Here is a 15,408-nt window from a genome sequence, read left to right as displayed (position 1 = left end):
TACCTACATCCGAGGGCATCACCGGTTCGACAGCAGCCCAGAACTCGTCAGAAATCACACCCATCCGCGTCATCGGCTAATACTCGCTGGTCAGGACGCAAATATTCGGGAGACACGCCCTAGTCGGTTCACCATCTGATAGCCATAGGCTATGGACCCTCATCTGCGGGATCTGCGCTACTTCGTCGCTGTCGCCGAAGAGCTGCATTTCACCAAGGCGGCACAGCGGCTCGACATCGCGCAACCGACGTTGTCGCGGCAGATACGACAGTTGGAGTCGCAGCTGGGGGTCAGCCTGTTCGATCGCGATCAGCGCACCGTCGCGTTGACCGTGGCTGGGCGCGAGCTGCTGATCGGCGCGAAGCAGGTGCTCGCTCTGTGGGGTGCGGTGACCGAAGCGCTGACTGCGGCGCAGGACACGCTTCGCGTCGGACTGCAGGATTCGATCGGACGCGGTCTGCTCACTGAGTTGGAGAAGGCGAGCGGGCAGCAGTTGGAGTTCCACACCGCGCCGTGGTCGGACCCGACGTGTGGACTTGCCACGCGAAAGTCGGATCTGGCGTTGCTGTGGCTGCCCCTGCCGGACCGCGAGCGCTACACCTCACGCGAACTGCGGACCGAGGAGCGGTGGGTGTTGATGCCGGAGACCCATCGACTCGCCGAATCCGAGACCGTCGATTTCGCCGACATCGTCGACGAAACATTCATCGCGTTGCCGATGGACGCGGGCCCGTTGCGCGACTACTGGTTGGCCACCGATGCGCGCGGCGGTCGGAAACCTGTTGTTGGCGCGGAAGAGTCGACGCCAGAGCAGACCGTGGAGGCGGTGGGCCTAGGCCTGGGTATCTGCATTCTTGCCGAAGACAACCTGCCGCTGTATCGCTGGCCGGGAATCACCGCACGCAAGTTGACGGGCATCGATCCGTGCGTGCTCACGCTCGCATGGCGGGTCGACGACGACAGGTCGTCGGTGCTCGATTTCGTAGAGCACGCGGCGACCAGCTAGTCAGGATCGGCGGCCGATTCCGAACCGTCGCAGTCCGGTCGCGCTGACGGCACGCATCGTCGCCAACGCCATCTTGACCTTCGGCGGCGAATACGGGAACCAGATCAGTTCCTTCTTCTGGGTCGGCACTCGGGGAACCGTGATTGCCTGTGCGCGACAGTACTTCTGAACGCCCGCGGCACCGCCCCATCGCGCACCGACACCGGAGTCCTTCCAACCGCCCATCGGCAGTGCGAAGGCGAAGACGTTGGACGCGGCGTCGTTGATGTTGACTGCGCCTGCCTCGATCTGGCGGGCCACCCGCTCGCCACGTTCCTTGTCCTGAGTCCACACGGTTGCCGACAGTCCGAATGTCGAGTCGTTCGCCAGTCGGATGGCCTCGGCCTCGTCGGCGACCTTGATCACCGGGATCGTCGGGCCGAACGTCTCTTCCGTGATGCACGACATCGAATGATCCACGTCCACAAGCACTGTCGGCTCGAAGAAGGTGCCGACGCCGGTTGCTTTGCCGCCGGTGGTCGCGCGAGCGCCCTTCGCGATCGCGTCGTCGACATGGCGCGCGACGATGTCGCGTTGCTCAGCCGTGGCCAAGGCGCCGATGTCGAACTTGCCCTTGCGATCGTCGGCTCCCTGGCGCAGTTCGCCGACATGACTGGTGAGCTTGGCGACGAACTCGTCGTACACCGGCGCTTCGACGTAGACGCGCTCCACCGAGACACAAACCTGACCGGCGTTGAGCAGGCCGCCGAAGGCGATTCCGTATGCGGCGCGGTCGATGTCGGCGTCGGAGAGCACCAGAGCCGGATCCTTGCCGCCGAGTTCAAGGCTGTACGGAACCAGTCGTTTGGCGCACTGCATCGCGATGATCTTGCCCGTCGACGTCGATCCGGTGAACTGGACGTAGTCGACGTTCTCGACGACAGCGGCGCCGGTTTCGCCACGGCCGGTTGCCAATTCGAGCACCGGCGGCGCGCCGATCGCCTTCCAGCCGCGGACGAATTCGGCACCGCCGAGCGGGGTCACTTCGGACGGCTTGAGAATCACGGCGGCACCGGCCATCAACGCCGGAACCACGTCCATCCCCGGCATGGCGAAGGGGAAGTTCCATGGCGTGATCACGCCGACCACCGGGTACGGGCGATAGGTCTTGGTCAGCTTCTTCGCCGCACCGAGCGCAGTGAACGACATCGGATGCTCGTCGGCGAGAAACTTCGTGCCGTTGTTGACGTAGTAGTTGACGAGGTCGCTGATCAGCGGCACCTCGATGCTGGAATCGACCCGCGGCTTGGACGTTTCCGACTGCAGCACGTCGGCGATGTGATCGGAGTTGTCGATCATCCAGTTCTGAAACTTGCGCAGCCACTCGCCCCGCTTCTTGGGGCCCAACGCCTCCCACGCAGGCTGGTTCGCCCGCAGCGTTGCGATTTTCGCCGCAACGGCGGCAGGCGATTCGTCGGGGACACTACCGACTACCCGCCCGTCAGCCGGATTGCGCACCGCGATGTCGAGGCGCTGCTCGGTGATGGTTTCTGTCGCGGTCATCGTCGACCTCCGCACGGGTGAGTTGTGATGTGGAGCACTAGGACGATATTTGCACAGATCGAGACATCCGATCAGGTCGGGGCGAATCCGCCCACCTCCATCGAGATCCAGATCGGCACGATCATCAGTGCGGCCGACGTGAATCCCGTCAGCGTCGCGATAACGGGCCAGCGTCCTGGTCGCCACGACCAGGCCAGGTACGCGCCGATTGGGTACACCACCAGCGGCGGGATCGCCCAGGCCAGCCAGTACGCGAAGGTGGGTCCCGCAACGCCAGGCGCACGATCCTCGATGGGCACCGGTGACAACTCCGGTACGTGCAGCAGATCGTGCAGTGCAGCGACACCCCACACGAAGACCCATCCGCCGAGTACTGCTCCAGCAACAAGTCCGGCGATTACCCACAGCAGGCTTCCGATCCCGTCGTACCAACGCTCTTCGTCGTCCATCCCGTCGGGACGTACGACGGCATACGGCACTTTTCGGCTCAGGCGTGGCTGTGCGTATGCGGGTGCGTGTGATTACGCGCGGCGATACGACGCAGCGGGGGATCGTTCTTCGGCGGGACCTTGCGTGCAGGCAGGTCCGCCAGGAGGCGGGCGGTTGTCGCGGCGATCTCGGCGACCGCGGCGTCGACCGCAGACTTGTTGGCGGCGGAAATCGCGGACAGACCACCCACTTTGCGAACGTATTGCAGAGCGGCAGCGTCGATCTCCTCCTGCGTCGCGGGCGGTTCCAGGCCACGAAGAGCGGTGATGTTTCGGCACATGAAATCCAGCGTACGACGGGCACCGGCCGTTCGGCGTCAGCGAGCTCTCACCACCCGTTCCAACGCCCGCAAATCGTCCTCGAGCAACCGGAACAACCAGTAGGCGCCGACGAAGGCGAGCGCGCTGCCCACGCACAGCACGCGAACGGCGACGATCACCTTCGGCAGATCGGCGGGCGGAATGAAGGTTGCGCCCGCGACACCGATCAGCGGAACCGCCGCGGCGGCAGCAAGGTAGAGCGTGCTGCGCCGATCGAGGCGCCGCAACCGACTCGCGTCGTCGGCGGTGACCTCACCGTGCGGCAGGAACGCCGGGTACAGGCAGCGCACCGCGTAGAAGTTGACCAGGAAGTACGGATAGACGATTGCTATTGCACCGCAAACGATTTGGGATGCGGAGAAATGTACGACCGCATCGAATGCCATGTCCGATCCGGAAAGCTGCAGCGTCAACGGCACCAGGATGCCCGCCAGCACCCACAGCGCGAAGATCATCACCGCGATCCGTTGGCCGAGCTGAAGTGTGTCGGTGCGCGCCCGGCTCAGCGCGGCGGCGTCGTAGCTGCGGCCCTTTCTGAGCCCGTTCGAGACGACGAACAGATAGGTGATCAGATAGGTCGTCATCGCGATCCCAGCCGGAAATGCGATGCCGTAGCTCCACTTCGTGAGCAGATCGAATCGGTGCTGCGCTGCGGGATCGAGGTTGTCGATGATCAGCGTTCGGTTGTGCTGATAGCTGTAGAGAATCGCAAGCAGGTTGGGCACGGCGATCGCCAACGCCATGATCGGGTGCGGCCAGCGGCGCAATCGGAGCCGCCAACTGTCGGGTGGGGGATCGACCAGGTCGCGGGCTCGCGGGTCCAGACAGACGTCGAGTTGCTGTGCCAGTTCGGCCCCCGACGACCATCGATCGGCCGGATCGGGCTCCAGCATCTTGGTCAGCACTCGGCTCAGCGCGGCGGGGCAATCCGCGGGCAACTCCGCCCGCGGATGCGGATCGACGCCATGGCTGCGCTGCTCGAGCATCGCGTCGAGTGTGGTTCTGTCGCCCGCGTCCTTCCCGGCGCTGTCGGCGAAAGGCTTGCTACCCGTGAGCAATTCCCACAGCACGACGCCGAGCGAGTACAGATCGCTGCGGGTGTCGAGGTCGGCGGCCGTGCCCGGCTTGTCCGGATGGATCGCTGCCAGCTGCTCCGGCGACATGTACGACAGCGACCCGCCGAAGTAGGCAACGGGGGAGTCGCCAGGGATTTCCGTGCTGAAGCTGATGTTGAAGTCGGCCAGCTTTGGAACGCCGTCGGCGGTGAGCAGGACGTTTGCCGGCTTGATATCGCGGTGCAGCACGCCGCGGCTACCCGCGTAGTCGAGTGCATCGGCCAATCGCCTGCCCAACCAGGCCACTGTCTCGGGCCACGTCAGTGCGGCGAGCTCAGCGCGAACGGCGGAATCCGTGGGCCGAATCTCGCCTTTGTCGGCCAATACCTGATCGATTGCCTGCAACAGCAACCGCCCGCTGCGATTTGCCAGCGGAGTCTGTCGAACCAGCTTCACCACGCTGAGCAACGTCCCGCCCGGCAGATATTGCATGTAGAGCAGCCGGAGCTTGCCGCCCTCGAGCAGTCGTTGGTCGAAAACGCGAACGATGTAGTCGTGGTCGAGCTGCGCCAAGGTCTGCGGTTCGGTGCCGTGATCCTCGGAGATCTTGACCGCCACCAGCCGTTGCATGGAGCGCTGTCTGGCAAGGAAGACCCGAGCGAATGCGCCGCGCCCCAGTTCGGTCATCAGGTCGAAATCGTTGATCCGTCGGCCCGCGTCCAGCTCGACGAGGGTGCCTGCACTGCCCGAATGCGTCATCAACGTCGACTCGTACACACCGGTCCCGAGCATTTCGCTCAGCAGTTCCGCCTGGTCGGGGTAGTCCTCGGTGTATTCGGACTCGTCCGGCGCGGAGCCGTTGTTGCGTCGTACGTGGAACTCTTCGTAGATCAGGTCGGGGGGCAGCGGCCACGACCCGAGTTCCGGGATCTCCTCGCAGTACTGCGCGAGGCGTTTCGGCGCCTTGCCCTGTGACCAGCGGTTTCGCAGATCGACCTTGACGAGTTCGATGAGCGCGACCCGTCGTTGCACGGGGGAGTCGGGCAGATAGGTGCGCAGATCGGGTTCGCCGTCGGCGGAACGCCAGGCCTCGTCGAACTGTTCGACCAGCTCCGGCACGGTTACCGGCTGCTCTGGGCGCATGCGAAATGATAACGCCGGGAACCATGGGGACGGGCTCGTCGTTATATCGACAGGTTGGCACTACCTGGCGACCCACGTGGACTTTCACTCTTCGCGGTAGCCTGATACGTCCGGCCGTGCTCGCCTATCCGGGCTACTGCAAGTTTTTCAACCGCAGGCGCACCACTCGAAAGGACCGGGCCATAGCGGCCGACGCTGTATGAACCGCAAGACTGTGTTTCGCAACCTGGCCATAGTCGCCGGCATTCTGCTGGTCATCTATGCGTTCAGTTACTTCGGCAACGACACGCGCGGCTGGAAGAGCGTCGACACTTCGGTGGCGCTGACGCAGTTGAGCGACAAGAACGTGTCGCAAGCCCAGATCGACGATCGGGAGCAGCAGATCCGGCTGACCCTGAACAACGGAAACGACGCGACGAGCGGCGAGACGAAGATCATCGCCAAGTACCCCAGCTCGGTGTCCGACCAGGTGTTCAAGGCTGTCCAAGACTCCGGCGCCTCGAAGTTCAACACCACCGTCACGCAGGAGAGCTGGCTCACCTCGATCCTGCTGTTCGTGTTGCCCATGGTGGTGCTGCTCGGTCTGTTCGTCTTCGTGATGGGTCGCATGCAAGGCGGTGGTCGCGGCGGCGTGATGGGCTTCGGTAAGTCCAAGGCGAAGCAGCTCACCAAGGACATGCCCAAGACGACGTTCGCCGATGTTGCGGGTGCAGACGAGGCTGTCGAAGAGCTGTACGAGATCAAGGACTTCCTGCAGAACCCGGCCCGCTACCAGGCGCTCGGCGCGAAAATCCCCAAGGGTGTGCTGCTCTACGGCCCGCCAGGAACCGGTAAGACGCTGCTGGCTCGCGCTGTCGCGGGCGAGGCGGGCGTCCCGTTCTTCACGATCTCCGGTTCCGACTTCGTCGAGATGTTCGTCGGTGTCGGTGCATCGCGTGTTCGCGACCTGTTCGAGCAGGCCAAGCAGAACAGCCCCTGCATCATCTTCGTCGACGAGATCGACGCTGTCGGTCGCCAGCGTGGCGCAGGCCTCGGTGGCGGTCACGACGAGCGCGAGCAGACGCTCAACCAGTTGCTTGTCGAGATGGACGGCTTCGGCGATCGCACCGGCGTCATCCTGATCGCGGCAACAAACCGCCCCGACATTCTGGACCCGGCGCTGTTGCGCCCCGGCCGTTTCGACCGCCAGATTCCGGTCAGCGCACCCGACCTCGCCGGTCGCCGCGCGATCCTCAAGGTGCACTCGCAGGGCAAGCCGATCGATCAGCATGCCGACATCGAGGGACTTGCGAAGCGGACGGTCGGTATGTCCGGCGCCGACCTCGCCAACGTCATCAACGAGGCCGCGCTGCTGACGGCCCGTGAGAACGGCGTCGTCATCAACGGTGCTGCGCTGGAAGAGGCGGTCGACCGCGTTGTCGGTGGTCCGCGTCGCAAGAGCCGCATCATCAGCGAGCACGAGAAGAAGATCACGGCCTACCACGAGGGCGGGCACACGCTCGCCGCGTGGGCGATGCCCGACATCGAGCCCGTCTACAAGGTCACCATCCTGGCTCGCGGTCGCACCGGCGGTCACGCGATGACGGTGCCGGAGGACGACAAGGGCTTGATGACGCGGTCGGAGATGATCGCTCGTCTGGTCATGGCCATGGGGGGTCGCGCCGCGGAAGAGTTGGTGTTCCACGAGCCGACGACCGGTGCGTCGTCCGACATCGACCAGGCCACCAAGATCGCCCGCGCCATGGTCACCGAGTACGGCATGAGCGCGCGTCTGGGCGCGGTTCGCTACGGGCAAGAGCAGGGCGATCCGTTCCTCGGCCGCTCGATGGGTGTGCAGTCCGACTACTCGCACGAGGTTGCCCGCGAGATCGACGAGGAGGTGCGCAACCTCATCGAGGCCGCGCACACCGAGGCGTGGGCGATTCTCAACGAGTACCGCGATGTGCTCGACATCCTCGCCACCGAATTGCTCGAGCGCGAGACGCTGCACCGCCGCGACCTGGAGGAGATTTTCACCAGCGTCGAGAAGCGGCCGCGCATCACCGCGTTCAACGATTTCGGCGAGCGCGTTCCGTCCGACAAGCCGCCGGTGAAGACGCCGCGCGAGCTTGCGATCGAGCGTGGCGAGCCGTGGCCCCCGGAGCCGGCACCGGCACCGTTCCCGCGAGAGACGGTCCCCGCCAACGGTTATCCGGCTCCGGCCCCCACCGGTTACCCGGCGCCCACTAATGGTTACCCCGCGCCGAACGGCGGCCCTTACGGGGGCAACGGTGGTGGTCCCTACCAGGGTCACGCACCGAATCAGGGTCCACAGCAAGGATCGCGACCGGACTACGGTGCACCAGCGGGATGGTCGGCACCGGGTTGGCCGCCGCGGGAAGGTCAGCACCAGCCCGACGGCACACCGCGTGATCCGTGGGGCGAACAGCCGTCGCCCGGTCAGCCAGGGCAGCACGCTCGCCCGTCGGGTGAAACCGGCCCTTCCTGGAACCCGCCGCCTGCCGGTCATTCGGGCGCACCGCGTCACGATGGATCCGATCGGTATCGACCCGACGAGCCCGATCAGGGCACGTGGGATGGGCCCAACGGCCGCTACTAGGCTTGTTCATCTGTCGGTGCCCAGGTAAGACACTGCGGTGCCACTTACCTGGAGGTTCGGTCGATGGCGCTCGATCAGGTCGACGGCGACGGCCGCTTCGACGGTCCTACCGATGATGTCCAAGCGCTCGCGACGGGCCGGACCTTCGATCAGCCGCGAGCGGAAGCCGCTGTTCGTGAGCTGTTGATCGCGGTCGGTGAGGATCCGGATCGGCCGGGATTGCTCGACACGCCTGCGCGGGTGGCCCGCTCGTACCGGGAGATCTTCGCCGGTCTCTACGTCGAGCCGGATGCCGTTCTGAACACGACGTTCGACGAAGGCCACCAGGAGTTGGTGCTGGTCCGCAACATCCCGCTGTATTCCACCTGCGAGCATCACCTCGTCGCTTTCCACGGCGTAGCGCATGTCGGCTACATCCCGGGGAAGACGGGGCAGGTCACGGGCTTGTCGAAGTTGGCGCGCGTGGTCGATCTGTATGCGAAGCGACCGCAGGTGCAAGAGCGGCTCACCAGCCAGATCGCCGACGCCGTCACCCGCAAGCTGCAACCGCGCGGTGCGATCGTCGTGGTCGAGGCCGAGCATCTCTGCATGGCTATGCGCGGTATCCGTAAGCCGGGTGCGAGCACCACCACGTCAGCGGTTCGGGGCTTGTTCCAGACCAGTGCGGCCTCGCGCTCGGAGGCCCTGGACTTGATTCTCCGCAAGTGAGCGTGCTCACCGAGTTGGCTACAGGGCGCTGCGTGGTGATGGGTGTCCTCAACGTCACCAGCGACTCTTTCTCCGACGGAGGCAAGTATCTCGATCACGACGCCGCCGTTGCGCACGGTGTCGAACTCTTTCGGCAGGGCGCCGACATCATCGATGTGGGTGGTGAATCCACTCGACCGGGCGCGACGAGGGTGGATCCGTCGATCGAAGCAGGTCGGGTTGCGCCGGTGATCGAAGACCTTGTCGCCGAAGGCATTCCGGTCAGCGTGGACACCATGCGCGCCGAGGTGGCTGCTGCCGCCGTCGCGGCGGGCGCTGTCGTCGTCAACGACGTCTCGGGCGGTCGTGCGGACACCGAGATGGCGCGCGTGGTCGCTGCCGCCGGCGTGCCGTGGATCCTGATGCACTGGCGATCGAAATCGACATATGTGCATGCCGGTGGTGCGGCCGAGTACGACGACGTAGTCGCCGACGTTCGGTCCGAGCTGATGATGCAGGTCGATCGTGCGATCGCCGCCGGCGTCGACCGGTCGAACATCGTGCTCGATCCCGGCCTCGGTTTCGCGAAGAACGCAGGCCACAACTGGCAATTGCTCGCCGCGCTGCCGCAGTTCGTCGCCGACGGATTCCCGATCCTGATCGGGGCCTCGCGGAAACGATTCCTCGGTGAGCTGCTCGCCGACGAGGCGGGCCCCCGACCGCCCGACGGTCGCGAGATCGCAACAGCGGTGATCTCTGCGTTGGCAGCGACCAACGGCGCGTGGGGGATTCGGGTGCACGACGTACGCGCATCGCGCGACGCGCTCGCCGTCGTCGGGGCATGGCACAGTGTCTGATTTCGAAGCTGGTGACCGCATCGAGCTGCGCGGTCTTCGCGTGCGCGGCAATCACGGCGTGTTCGACCACGAGAAGCGCGACGGTCAGGACTTCGTCGTCGACCTCGTGGTCTGGACCGACCACACCGCTGCCGCCGCCACCGACGATCTTGCCGACACCATCGACTACGGCACCCTTGCCGAGCAGGCTGCCGCGATCATCGCCGGGCCGTCGAAGGATCTGATCGAGACCGTCGCGGTTCAGATCGCCGAAGCGGCACTTGCGGATTCGCGAATCGAGCAGGTGGAGGTGGTGCTGCACAAGCCGTCCGCCCCGATTCCGCTGACGTTCGAAGATGTGGCGGTCGTGGTCAGGCGTAGCCGATCGGATGCGCCGCAATGACTCGTGCCGTCCTGTCGATCGGCTCCAACATGGGTGACCGTGTCGCCAACCTGCAAGCCGTGCTCGACGGGCTCGGTAGCAAAGCGGTTGCGACGTCGGCTGTTTATTCGACGGCACCCTGGGGCGGCATCGAACAGCAGGATTTCTTGAATGCCGTTGTGGTGGTCAATGATCCGAGCGTGGATTGTCGCGGTTGGCTGCAGATCGGGCATGCGCTGGAAGCCGAGGCGGAGCGGGTTCGCGACGTGCGCTGGGGGCCCAGGACACTCGACGTCGACGTCGTCACGTGCGACGAGATTCGCAGCGACGACCCAGTGCTGACGTTGCCGCATCCTCGCGCGCATGAGCGGGCATTCGTCCTGGTGCCGTGGTTGGACGTGGATCCCGCCGCGACGCTGCCCGTCGACGGCGAGTCGACTCCGATCGGCGTGCTGCTCGACGCTCTCGACGAATCGGAGCGCGCCGGAGTGCGGCGCACGGACTTTCAGCTGCGGATGGTGGGCCGGTGAAACCAACCCGCGTCTGGGATCTCCTTGCCCTGTTTCTGATCGCCGGTGTCGCCTCGTGGATTCTGGTTCGCGTCCTCTACGGCCAGTTGCCGCCGATTCCGATCTATGCCGGGGCATCGCTGTATCCGATCGCGGGCATCGAGCTGATCGCTGCGCTGATGATTCGCGCTCGCATCAACGATCACCGAATCGGCGACGGTCCCCGTCAACTGCATCCGATCACCGCGGCCCGTGCTGTTGCGCTCGCGAAGGCATCGGCGCTGGTGGGAGCGGCCAGCGCGGGCGTGTGGCTGGGTTTCCTGCTGTGGGTGTTCCCGCAGCGGTCGAATCTGCGGGCAGCGGTGTCCGACAGCCCCGGCGCGATCGTGGGATTGGTAGCTGGGGTCCTTCTCGTTGCAGCGGCACTGTGGCTGGAACATTGCTGCAAGACCCCCGACGATCCGCCGGACGAGCCCGCGCACTGACTTTCGTCGAGTTGATGGTTGCGTAGACGTCCACTCGACGGATGCCTACGTAAGCATCATCTCGGCGCGCAGGGGCCGACGGTAGTTGCAGGTGTACGGCACTGCGGCAGCTACCCTTGGACCCATGACGTTCGATGCTCGCACCAAGTCGCCCCGCCGTGGGCGGCGCAGTGCCGGGCAGTACTTCATCGGCGCGATTATCGCGCTTGCGCTGACGGCGAGTGTCGTTTCGCTGTTCTTCGACAGCGCACGGTTGCTGCGGATCGGCGTTGTGATCGCAGTCTGGGCTGCCCTCCTCGGCGCGTTTGCGATGCACAAGTATCGTCGCGACGCTGCCATCGACCAGGCAAAAGCGCGAGATTTGCAGACCGTTTACGAGCTGCAACTCGAGCGGGAGATCTCGGCCCGACGCGAATTCGAGCTGGGCGTCGAGTCGCGGGTACGTGACGAACTGCGCCCGGACGCGCACGAGCTCGCCGGTCTGCGCTCCGAACTCGCGTCGCTGCGCAACAGCTTGGAGATGCTGTTCGACGGCAAGCTGCCGGTCGACCGGGTCGCGCTGCGCGCCGACTCGACGCGGGTACAGGAATTGGCCAGCGGGCCGTACAGCAGCTATCAGCCGGCACCGTCGGGACTGTTCGTCCCCGACAACGGTTCACCGCGGTTCGCGACCCCCTACGACGCGCCCGTGACCGCGGAGACTTCCATCGTGCCGCCCGACCTCGGCGTGCCGGTGGTGCCCGAACCGGCAGTACAGCCCGAGTCCGAACCAGCGCAGCCCGAACCTGTCGCGGCCCCCGAGCCGGTCATTGCTGCCACCGTAGAGCCCGAACCCGAACCCGAACCGGTGATCTTGCCCGAGGCGGCTGCAGGGTCACGCAGGCGTCGGCGAGCCGACAGCGACGACGCGGCAAATGCCGATCGAAGCAAGGGTGGGCACTCGTCCGGCGGCAGAACAGTGGCCGAGATCATGGCTGGTCTGCAGTCCGAATCCGCAGCTCAGAGCGCTGGCGGCGGTCGTCGCCGGTCGGCTGACTGAGCTGTAGATCACTCCGGTGCGCATAGCACCGTGCTCTGCCTTGCGGATATCCTCTCCCTAGGACGTCTGGTACCCGCAGTGCGGGACTGGAACGAACGAGAGGACAACTGTGACCTCACAAGGGTTCACCGGTAATTCTGAGGGACTTGATCCCGCGCCTGCACGGTTGACGGTCGGCATCGTCTCGGCAGGACGGGTTGGTACCGCTATCGGCGCCGCGTTGGAGCGCGCTGGTCATATCGTTTTCGGCGTTTCCGCTGTCTCCGATGCCTCGGTTCGTCGTGCCGAAACCCGCTTGCCGGATTCTCAGATTCTGCCGGTCGCCGATGTTGCTTCCCGTAGCGAACTGCTGATTCTCGCCGTTCCAGATGCCGAGCTCGCGTCGCTGGTGTCCGGGCTCGCCGCCACTCGCGTCGTCAAATCCGGAACGCTGGTGGTGCACACGTCGGGTGCCAACGGCATCGGAATTCTGTCCCCGCTCACCGACTTGGGTGCCATGCCGCTGGCGATTCATCCAGCGATGACGTTCACCGGGCACGACGAGGACACGGCCCGTCTGTCGAACGCGTGCTTCGGCATCACCGCCGCCGACGAGATCGGGTACGCCATCGCCCAGTCGCTGGTGATCGAGATCGGTGGCGAGCCGGTGCGGGTTCGCGAAGATCACCGAACGCTGTACCACGCCGCGTTGGCGCACGGCAGCAACCATCTGGTGACCCTGGTGGTGGATGCGGTTGCAGCCCTGCGCGTGGCGCTGGCAGGCAGCGAACTGCTCGGGCAGCAACTGGTCGACGATCAGCCCAACGGCATCGCCGAGCGCATACTGGCGCCACTGCTGTCCGCCGCCCTCGACAATGCGCTGCGTCGCGGTCCCGCCGCGCTCACGGGCCCGGTGGCTCGCGGTGATGCCGCGGCGGTGGCCGCACACCTGGCTGCCCTCGACGACGTCGACCCCGCGATCGCTGCGGGCTATCGCGCACTCTCACTGCGATCGGCCCAGCGCGCTGGGGCAAATGCCGAGCTCATCGACCTGCTGGAGGGATCATGACGCGCCACGGTGCGTACACGGCCGGCGAGCTGACGGTGCATCACGACCCGAAGGTGATCACCTCGGTGTCGAATGCACTGCGCGGCGTCGGCCGCAAGGTTGCGTTGGTTCCGACGATGGGCGCGCTGCACGTGGGCCATCTCGAATTGGTGCGGCAGGCGCGCCGCGGTGGTGCCGTGGTAATCGTGTCGATCTTCGTCAACCCGCTGCAGTTCGGCGCGGGCGAAGACCTCGATGCCTACCCGCGAACGCTGGACGCCGATGTCGAGATGCTTCGGAGCGAGGGCGTCGAGCTAGTCTTCGCGCCGTCCGCCGCCGACATGTACCCGAACGGTCCGCGCACGACGATCCACCCGGGCCCCGTGGGCGCGGACATGGAAGGTGCAAGCAGGCCAACGCATTTCGCCGGCATGCTCACCGTGGTCGCCAAGTTGCTCCAGATCGCCCGCCCGCATCACGCGTATTTCGGAGAGAAGGACTATCAGCAGCTCGCGCTGGTTCAGCAAATGGTGCACGACCTGAACTTCGACGTCCGGATCGTCGGTGTCCCCACGGTGCGGGAGGCCGACGGGCTGGCGCTCTCGTCGCGCAATCGGTACCTCGACGCCGAGCAGCGTCATCTTGCGCCGACCCTGTCGGCGGCGCTGTTGGCAGGCAACCACGCGGGTCGGCACGGCAGCGATGCAGTGCTCGCTGCGGCGCGCTCGGTTTTGGCGGCGGTACCGGAGATCGACGTCGACTATCTGGAACTGCGCGCCAAAGACCTCGGGCCAGCGCCTGACGAGGGCGACGCGCGCTTGCTGATCGCGGCGCGTTTCGGCAAGACCCGGCTGCTCGACAACGCCGGTGTCACGCTCGGTGAACCCGCCGAGCTCGAACCCGCACAAGCTGATTCCCGACCGCACGACACACTTGCAACCCGCTGACCACGTTTCACACCAGAAAGGGCGACAACGATGTTTCGCACCATGATGAAGTCCAAGATCCACCGGGCGACCGTTACCCACGCCGATCTGCACTACGTGGGTTCGGTGACCGTCGATCAGGACCTGATGGATGCTGCCGACCTGCTCGAGGGTGAGCAGGTGTGCATCGTCGACATCGACAACGGCGCGCGCCTCGAGACCTACGTGATTGCCGGCGAGCGCGGTTCGGGTGTCATCGGGATCAACGGTGCCGCAGCGCATCTGGTGAAGCCGGGCGACCTCGTCATCCTGATCGCGTACGGCGTGATGAACGAGCAGGAAGTGCGCGAGTACCAGCCGCGCGTCGTGTTCGTCGACTCGGCGAACAAGCCGATCGATCTGGGTTCGGATCCGGCGCACGCACCCGCGGGCTCCGGGCTGATCACGCCGCGCACGTTGTCCGCGGTCTAGCGCGTGCTGCTCACTGTCGACGTCCGAAACGCCAATATCGTTCTCGGGCTCTTCACCGGCAGCGGATCGCATTCGAAGCTGGTGCGGCACTGGCGGATGCGTACCGATCCACGAATGACCGCCGACGAGCTCGCGCTGATCTTTCGCGGCCTGATCGGCAACGACAACGCCGACCAGATCGTCGGAGTGTCCGCGCTCGCCACCGTTCCCTCGGTGCTGCGTGAGCTGCGGATCATGCTCGGGCGCTACTGGAGCGACGTTCCGCACGTGGTCGTCGAACCCGGTGTGCGCACCGGAGTTCCGCTGCTGGTCGACAATCCGAAAGAAGTAGGCGCGGATCGCATCATCAACACCCTTGCGGCGCACCACTTCTACCAACGTCCCTGCGTAGTGGTCGATTTCGGCTCCTCGACGTGCGTCGACGTGGTCTCGGCCAAGGGCGAGTTTCTCGGCGGCTCCATCGCGCCCGGCGTCGAAGTGTCGGCGGACGCGCAGGCAGCCCACTCCGCGGCACTGCGCAAGGTGGAATTGGTCAAGCCTCGATCGGTGATCGGCAAGAACACCGTCGAATGTTTGCAATCCGGCGCCGTATTCGGGTTCGCAGGCCTTGTCGACGGCCTCGTGCGTCGCGTCCTCGTGGAGATGGCGCCGTTCGCAGGTTCCGACATCGCCGTGATCGCGACCGGCGACAGCGCCCCGTTGATCATCGAAGAGTCCGACACCATCGAGCACCACGAACCCGATCTGACGCTCGAGGGTTTGCGTCTGGTCTTCGAACGCAACCAAAAACGAATCCGGCGAACCTGAGTTTTGCTGCTATGCTCTCTTCCGTGTCTATCCGCATGAGCGCCCAGGAGTGTTGTCGAGGCTGACTGCTGCCTTGACCATCGAC

The 15,408-nt window shown here is 65.3% G+C and carries 16 protein-coding genes; 12 read left to right on the top strand and 4 right to left on the bottom strand.

The genetic code is table 11. The annotated features are described in order from the left end of the window. Positions 1-151: 151 nt before the first annotated feature. Complete coding sequence (locus tag FOY51_RS17025; RefSeq protein WP_149431436.1) at positions 152-1,006, top strand: LysR family transcriptional regulator; 855 nt, start codon at positions 152-154, stop codon at positions 1,004-1,006. Here FOY51_RS17025 and FOY51_RS17020 read toward each other — a convergent pair whose 3' ends face one another. From FOY51_RS17020 to FOY51_RS17005, 4 genes are all read right to left on the bottom strand, one after another. Beyond that, on the bottom strand, positions 1,007-2,548 hold the full coding sequence (locus tag FOY51_RS17020) for an aldehyde dehydrogenase family protein (RefSeq protein WP_149431435.1): 1,542 nt from the start codon (positions 2,546-2,548) through the stop codon (positions 1,007-1,009). It abuts the gene before it with no gap. A 71-nt stretch (positions 2,549-2,619) separates the two neighbouring features. Continuing rightward, positions 2,620-3,027, bottom strand: a complete 408-nt coding sequence (locus FOY51_RS17015) for a hypothetical protein (protein ID WP_149431434.1) — start codon at positions 3,025-3,027, stop codon at positions 2,620-2,622. 8 nt (positions 3,028-3,035) lie between these two features. Beyond that, entirely contained in the window at positions 3,036-3,317 is a 282-nt protein-coding gene (locus FOY51_RS17010; protein ID WP_149431433.1) for a DUF2277 domain-containing protein, read from the bottom strand. A 36-nt stretch (positions 3,318-3,353) separates the two neighbouring features. Further along, complete coding sequence (locus tag FOY51_RS17005) at positions 3,354-5,555, bottom strand: serine/threonine-protein kinase (RefSeq protein WP_149431432.1); 2,202 nt, start codon at positions 5,553-5,555, stop codon at positions 3,354-3,356. 199 nt (positions 5,556-5,754) lie between these two features. Here FOY51_RS17005 and ftsH point away from each other — a divergent pair, with 199 nt between their 5' ends. From ftsH to FOY51_RS16950, 11 genes are all read left to right on the top strand, one after another. Beyond that, positions 5,755-8,154 (top strand): ATP-dependent zinc metalloprotease FtsH, encoded by a 2,400-nt coding sequence (gene ftsH / locus FOY51_RS17000; RefSeq protein WP_149431431.1) that lies wholly within the window; start codon positions 5,755-5,757, stop codon positions 8,152-8,154. Between the two features lie 63 nt (positions 8,155-8,217). Further along, positions 8,218-8,862, top strand: a complete 645-nt coding sequence (gene folE, locus FOY51_RS16995) for a GTP cyclohydrolase I FolE (protein ID WP_149431430.1) — start codon at positions 8,218-8,220, stop codon at positions 8,860-8,862. A 38-nt stretch (positions 8,863-8,900) separates the two neighbouring features. Next, positions 8,901-9,698 carry a dihydropteroate synthase gene (gene folP, locus FOY51_RS16990; protein WP_149431465.1) on the top strand — a complete coding sequence of 266 codons (798 nt, stop codon included), beginning with the start codon at positions 8,901-8,903 and terminating at the stop codon, positions 9,696-9,698. Next, positions 9,691-10,080 (top strand): dihydroneopterin aldolase, encoded by a 390-nt coding sequence (gene folB / locus FOY51_RS16985; protein WP_149431429.1) that lies wholly within the window; start codon positions 9,691-9,693, stop codon positions 10,078-10,080. Before folP ends, folB begins: the two co-directional genes overlap by 8 nt. Continuing rightward, positions 10,077-10,589 (top strand): 2-amino-4-hydroxy-6-hydroxymethyldihydropteridine diphosphokinase, encoded by a 513-nt coding sequence (gene folK / locus FOY51_RS16980; protein WP_149431428.1) that lies wholly within the window; start codon positions 10,077-10,079, stop codon positions 10,587-10,589. Before folB ends, folK begins: the two co-directional genes overlap by 4 nt. Continuing rightward, positions 10,586-11,053, top strand: a complete 468-nt coding sequence (locus FOY51_RS16975) for a DUF3180 domain-containing protein (protein ID WP_149431427.1) — start codon at positions 10,586-10,588, stop codon at positions 11,051-11,053. Before folK ends, FOY51_RS16975 begins: the two co-directional genes overlap by 4 nt. 124 nt (positions 11,054-11,177) lie before the next feature. Then, the gene (locus FOY51_RS16970) at positions 11,178-12,092 is read left to right on the top strand and encodes a DUF6779 domain-containing protein (RefSeq protein WP_149431426.1); all 915 of its coding nucleotides are present in this window, start codon (positions 11,178-11,180) and stop codon (positions 12,090-12,092) included. 109 nt (positions 12,093-12,201) lie between these two features. After that, entirely contained in the window at positions 12,202-13,140 is a 939-nt protein-coding gene (locus FOY51_RS16965) for a Rossmann-like and DUF2520 domain-containing protein (RefSeq protein WP_149431425.1), read from the top strand. After that, a complete protein-coding gene (gene panC, locus FOY51_RS16960) occupies positions 13,137-14,066 on the top strand; it encodes a pantoate--beta-alanine ligase (RefSeq protein WP_149431424.1) in 930 nt (309 codons plus the stop codon). The genes FOY51_RS16965 and panC overlap by 4 nt, the downstream gene beginning before the upstream one ends. Positions 14,067-14,096: 30 nt before the next feature. Further along, entirely contained in the window at positions 14,097-14,516 is a 420-nt protein-coding gene (gene panD, locus FOY51_RS16955; RefSeq protein WP_149431423.1) for an aspartate 1-decarboxylase, read from the top strand. 3 nt (positions 14,517-14,519) lie between these two features. Next, positions 14,520-15,323, top strand: a complete 804-nt coding sequence (locus FOY51_RS16950) for a type III pantothenate kinase (RefSeq protein WP_149431422.1) — start codon at positions 14,520-14,522, stop codon at positions 15,321-15,323. The last annotated feature ends 85 nt before the right edge of the window (positions 15,324-15,408 follow it).

This window comes from Antrihabitans cavernicola, assembly GCF_008297975.1.
Taxonomy (GTDB): domain Bacteria; phylum Actinomycetota; class Actinomycetes; order Mycobacteriales; family Mycobacteriaceae; genus Antrihabitans; species Antrihabitans cavernicola.
Note: the sequence above shows the minus strand (reverse complement) of the source record. Positions and strands in the feature narration are given on the sequence as shown.